This is a genomic window from Methylophilus aquaticus, from assembly GCF_030769565.1.
In the GTDB taxonomy this organism is placed as follows: Bacteria; Pseudomonadota; Gammaproteobacteria; order Burkholderiales; family Methylophilaceae; genus Methylophilus; species Methylophilus aquaticus.
Window position 1 is genome coordinate 1 of sequence record NZ_JAVCAP010000043.1, and the last position, 5,459, is coordinate 5,459.

1 protein-coding gene, 2 tRNA genes and 2 rRNA genes are annotated in these 5,459 nt (G+C 49.2%); all 5 read left to right on the plus strand.

The genetic code is table 11. The features are described 5' to 3' along the window. A 16S ribosomal RNA gene (locus tag Q9291_RS14085) occupies positions 1–1,524 on the plus strand; the annotation flags it as partial. Between the two features lie 87 nt (positions 1,525–1,611). After that, positions 1,612–1,688: transfer RNA gene (locus Q9291_RS14090), tRNA-Ile, on the plus strand. A 101-nt stretch (positions 1,689–1,789) separates the two neighbouring features. Beyond that, a tRNA-Ala gene (locus tag Q9291_RS14095) sits at positions 1,790–1,865 on the plus strand. Between the two features lie 383 nt (positions 1,866–2,248). Then, positions 2,249–5,131 (plus strand): 23S ribosomal RNA (locus tag Q9291_RS14100). A gap of 140 nt (positions 5,132–5,271) precedes the next feature. After that, a partial coding sequence (locus tag Q9291_RS14105) for a hypothetical protein (RefSeq protein ID WP_306390774.1) occupies positions 5,272–5,459 on the plus strand: 188 nt, incomplete at its 3' end.

A 5,459-nucleotide genomic window follows, 5' to 3' on the forward strand; every position in this document is an offset into this window, starting at 1 on the left:
ATCCTGGCTCAGATTGAACGCTGGCGGAATGCTTTACACATGCAAGTCGAACGATGAACCTTAGCTTGCTAGGGGGATTAGTGGCGAACGGGTGAGTAATATATCGGAACGTGCCTTGTAATGGGGGATAACTAGTCGAAAGATTAGCTAATACCGCATACGCCCTGAGGGGGAAAGTAGGGGATCTTCGGACCTTACGTTATAAGAGCGGCCGATATCTGATTAGCTAGTTGGTGGGGTAATGGCCTACCAAGGCGACGATCAGTAGCTGGTCTGAGAGGACGACCAGCCACACTGGAACTGAGACACGGTCCAGACTCCTACGGGAGGCAGCAGTGGGGAATTTTGGACAATGGGCGCAAGCCTGATCCAGCCATTCCGCGTGAGTGAAGAAGGCCTTCGGGTTGTAAAGCTCTTTCGCAAGGGAAGAAAACTTACCATCGAATAAATGGTGAGGTTGACGGTACCTTGATAAGAAGCACCGGCTAACTACGTGCCAGCAGCCGCGGTAATACGTAGGGTGCGAGCGTTAATCGGAATTACTGGGCGTAAAGCGTGCGCAGGCGGTTTGGCAAGTCAGATGTGAAATCCCCGAGCTCAACTTGGGAACTGCGTTTGAAACTGCCAGACTAGAATATGTCAGAGGGGGGTAGAATTCCACGTGTAGCAGTGAAATGCGTAGAGATGTGGAGGAATACCAATGGCGAAGGCAGCCCCCTGGGATAATATTGACGCTCATGCACGAAAGCGTGGGGAGCAAACAGGATTAGATACCCTGGTAGTCCACGCCCTAAACGATGTCTACTAGTTGTTGGTGGAGTAAAATCCATGAGTAACGCAGCTAACGCGTGAAGTAGACCGCCTGGGGAGTACGGTCGCAAGATTAAAACTCAAAGGAATTGACGGGGGCCCGCACAAGCGGTGGATTATGTGGATTAATTCGATGCAACGCGAAAAACCTTACCTGGCCTTGACATGCCACTAACGAAGCAGAGATGCATTAGGTGCCCGTAAGGGAAAGTGGACACAGGTGCTGCATGGCTGTCGTCAGCTCGTGTCGTGAGATGTTGGGTTAAGTCCCGCAACGAGCGCAACCCTTGCCATTAATTGCCATCATTTAGTTGGGCACTTTAATGGGACTGCCGGTGACAAACCGGAGGAAGGTGGGGATGACGTCAAGTCCTCATGGCCCTTATGGCCAGGGCTTCACACGTAATACAATGGTCGGTACAGAGAGTTGCCAACCCGCGAGGGGGAGCTAATCTCAGAAAGCCGATCGTAGTCCGGATTGTTCTCTGCAACTCGAGAGCATGAAGTCGGAATCGCTAGTAATCGCGGATCAGCATGTCGCGGTGAATACGTTCCCGGGCCTTGTACACACCGCCCGTCACACCATGGGAGTGGGTTTTACCAGAAGTAGGTAGTCTAACCGCAAGGGGGACGCTTACCACGGTAGTATTCATGACTGGGGTGAAGTCGTAACAAGGTAGCCGTATCGGAAGGTGCGGCTGGATCACCTCCTTTCTAGAGCCCATCACTTGGCTACAAGCATTCACTCTTATCAGTCATCTTAAACATAAGCAGCAACAAAGATTTAGGCGCACCGCCTTAGGGTCTGTAGCTCAGCTGGTTAGAGCACCGTCTTGATAAGGCGGGGGTCGTTGGTTCGAGCCCAACCAGACCCACCACTCTATCAGTAAGTTTTTATTGTGGTGTCAGGCAAGGCACGAAACGCCGACGCATACATGAGTATGTGAGGTGTTGAGTAACGCAGCATGGCGACACAAGAGGGGGATTAGCTCAGCTGGGAGAGCACCTGCTTTGCAAGCAGGGGGTCAACGGTTCGATCCCGTTATCCTCCACCACCTTATTGATGGTTTGGATGAATGGATCTTTGTTGTAGTTTAGAGATTAGAAGCAAGCGTTACTTGTGTAGTGTTTATTGCGTAGTGCTTGCTTCTAGTTTTTTTACTAGACTGTTCTTTAACAAAATGGAAGAAGTAAAGGAATATAGGTTGTGTGATGACAACTTATATTCAATGGGCGATATTATTTTTTAACCGGAAATAATATCGATTGATTGCAAAATCATAAATATATTAAACGCAAGTTGAGAAGTGACATTGATGAGTAATCATGAATGAAGCAAATCTAACGAGGTTTGATAGTGCTTTAGAATTACCTGTAACGCGTGTCTCATGCACGACGAAACCTGGATTTAAAAAGGGTTTAGGTTTTAACGTTATAGGGTCAAGTGAATAAGTGCATATGGTGGATGCCTAGGCGATTACAGGCGATGAAGGACGTGATAGCCTGCGAAAAGCTTCGGGGAGCTGGCAAATAAGCTTTGATCCGGAGATGTCCGAATGGGGAAACCCACCCGCAAGGGTAACCGCTCCTGAATATATAGGGAGATGGTGGCGAACCGAGTGAACTGAAACATCTAAGTAGCTCGAGGAAAAGAAATCAACCGAGATTCCGTAAGTAGTGGCGAGCGAACATGGAACAGCCTGTTACTTTTAGCAGACGCGATAGTAGAACGGAATGGAAAGTCCGACCGTAGTGGGTGATAGTCCCGTATACGAAATCCCGTTTGTGGAACTAGGGTAACGACAAGTAGGGCGGGGCACGAGAAACCTTGTCTGAACATGGGGGGACCATCCTCCAAGGCTAAATACTCGTAATCGACCGATAGTGAACCAGTACCGTGAGGGAAAGGCGAAAAGAACCCCGGGAGGGGAGTGAAATAGATCCTGAAACCGTATGCATACAAACAGTGGGAGCCTCGTAAGGGGTGACTGCGTACCTTTTGTATAATGGGTCAGCGACTTACATTCAGTGGCAAGCTTAACCGATAGGGGAGGCGTAGAGAAATCGAGTCCGAATAGGGCGTTTTAGTCGCTGGGTGTAGACCCGAAACCAAGTGATCTATCCATGGCCAGGATGAAGGTGCCGTAACAGGTACTGGAGGTCCGAACCCACAAATGTTGAAAAATTTGGGGATGAGCTGTGGATAGGGGTGAAAGGCTAAACAAACTTGGAGATAGCTGGTTCTCTCCGAAAACTATTTAGGTAGTGCCTCGTATTTAACTCTCGGGGGTAGAGCACTGTTATGGCTAGGGGGTTCATAAGAACTTACCAAACCATTGCAAACTCCGAATACTGAGAAGTTCAATTACGGGAGACAGTCCATGGGTGCTAACGTCCGTGGACAAGAGGGAAACAACCCAGACCGACAGCTAAGGTCCCAAATGACGTGCTAAGTGGAAAACGAAGTGGGAAGGCATAGACAGCCAGGATGTTGGCTTAGAAGCAGCCATCATTTAAAGAAAGCGTAATAGCTCACTGGTCGAGTCGTCCTGCGCGGAAGATGTAACGGGGCTAAGCACGTAACCGAAGCTTCGGATACTAGTTTACTAGTATGGTAGGAGAGCGTTCTGTAGGCCTGCGAAGGTGTTCTGTGAGGAATGCTGGAGGTATCAGAAGTGCGAATGCTGACATGAGTAGCGATAAAGCGGGTGAAAAGCCCGCTCGCCGAAAACCCAAGGTTTCCTGCGCAACGTTCATCGGCGCAGGGTGAGTCGGCCCCTAAGGTGAGGCAGAGATGCGTAGCTGATGGGAAACAGGTTAATATTCCTGTACCTTTATATAATGCGATGTGGGGACGGAGAAGGTTAGGTCAGCCGGGTGTTGGATGTCCCGGTTCAAGCGTGTAGGTTGGTTCTTTAGGCAAATCCGGAGAGCTAAGACTGAGACGTGATAACGAGTCTGCTTGCAGACGAAGTGATTGATACCATGCTTCCAAGAAAAGCCACTAAGCTTCAGTTATATAAGACCGTACCGCAAACCGACACAGGTGGGTAGGATGAGAATTCTAAGGCGCTTGAGAGAACCCGGGAGAAGGAACTCGGCAAATTAGCACCGTAACTTCGGGAGAAGGTGCGCCCCGGTAACGTGTAGAGACTTGCTCTTGAAGCGTGATGGGGTTGCAGTGAAAAGGTGGCTGCGACTGTTTAATAAAAACACAGCACTCTGCAAACACGAAAGTGGACGTATAGGGTGTGACGCCTGCCCGGTGCTGGAAGATTAAATGATGGGGTGCAAGCTCTTGATTGAAGTCCCAGTAAACGGCGGCCGTAACTATAACGGTCCTAAGGTAGCGAAATTCCTTGTCGGGTAAGTTCCGACCCGCACGAATGGCGTAACGATGGCCACACTGTCTCCTCTCGGGACTCAGCGAAGTTGAAATGTTTGTGAAGATGCAATCTCCCCGCGGCTAGACGGAAAGACCCCATGAACCTTTACTGCAGCTTTACATTGGACTTTGACAAGATTTGTGTAGGATAGGTGGGAGACTATGAAGCGGTGTCGCTAGATATCGTGGAGTCATCCTTGAAATACCACCCTGATGTTGTTGAGGTTCTAACCTAGGTCCGTAATCCGGACTGGGGACCGTGTATGGTAGGCAGTTTGACTGGGGCGGTCTCCTCCCAAAGAGTAACGGAGGAGTGCGAAGGTAACCTAGGTACGGTCGGAAATCGTACTGATAGTGCAATGGCAAAAGGTTGCTTGACTGCGAGACGGACAGGTCGAGCAGGTGCGAAAGCAGGTCATAGTGATCCGGTGGTTCTGTATGGAAGGGCCATCGCTCAACGGATAAAAGGTACTCTGGGGATAACAGGCTGATTCCTCCCAAGAGTTCATATCGACGGGGGAGTTTGGCACCTCGATGTCGGCTCATCACATCCTGGGGCTGTAGCCGGTCCCAAGGGTATGGCTGTTCGCCATTTAAAGTGGTACGTGAGCTGGGTTTAAAACGTCGTGAGACAGTTTGGTCCCTATCTGCCGTGGGCGCTGCAAGTTTGAGGGGACCTGCTCCTAGTACGAGAGGACCGGAGTGGACGCACCTCTGGTGGACCAGTTATCATGCCAATGGTATAGCTGGGTAGCTAAGTGCGGAAGAGATAAACGCTGAAAGCATCTAAGCGTGAAACTCGCCTCGAGATGAGACTTGCCTCTGGCTTTAAGCCAGCTAAAGAGTCGTTCAAGACCAGGACGTTGATAGGTCAGGTGTGGAAGTGCAGTAATGCATTAAGCTAACTGATACTAATTGCTCGTGAGGCTTGATCCTATAACCTTAAAACTTAGACGATGATGAGCGATCATCAGAAATCTAACGGATGAAAACGAAGGCGAATGCCGGAGTTTCAGTGAAGACTAACCTTTAGGTTATGTCGTAGCTAAAATCCATAAGGTGTAGTTCAAAGCAATATGATTTGGCAATCATCTAGAAATAAGAAACAAGAAGTTGTTTCATACCCTAATCCCATTGAAAAGCAAGCCGAAAAGCTTGTATCCTTTACTTCTTCCAATTTGTTAAAGCAGGCTAAACACATGTTTAGCACCCTGCATGTCACATATCCCAAGGGATATGTCAGGCATAACATTACCAGTTATGT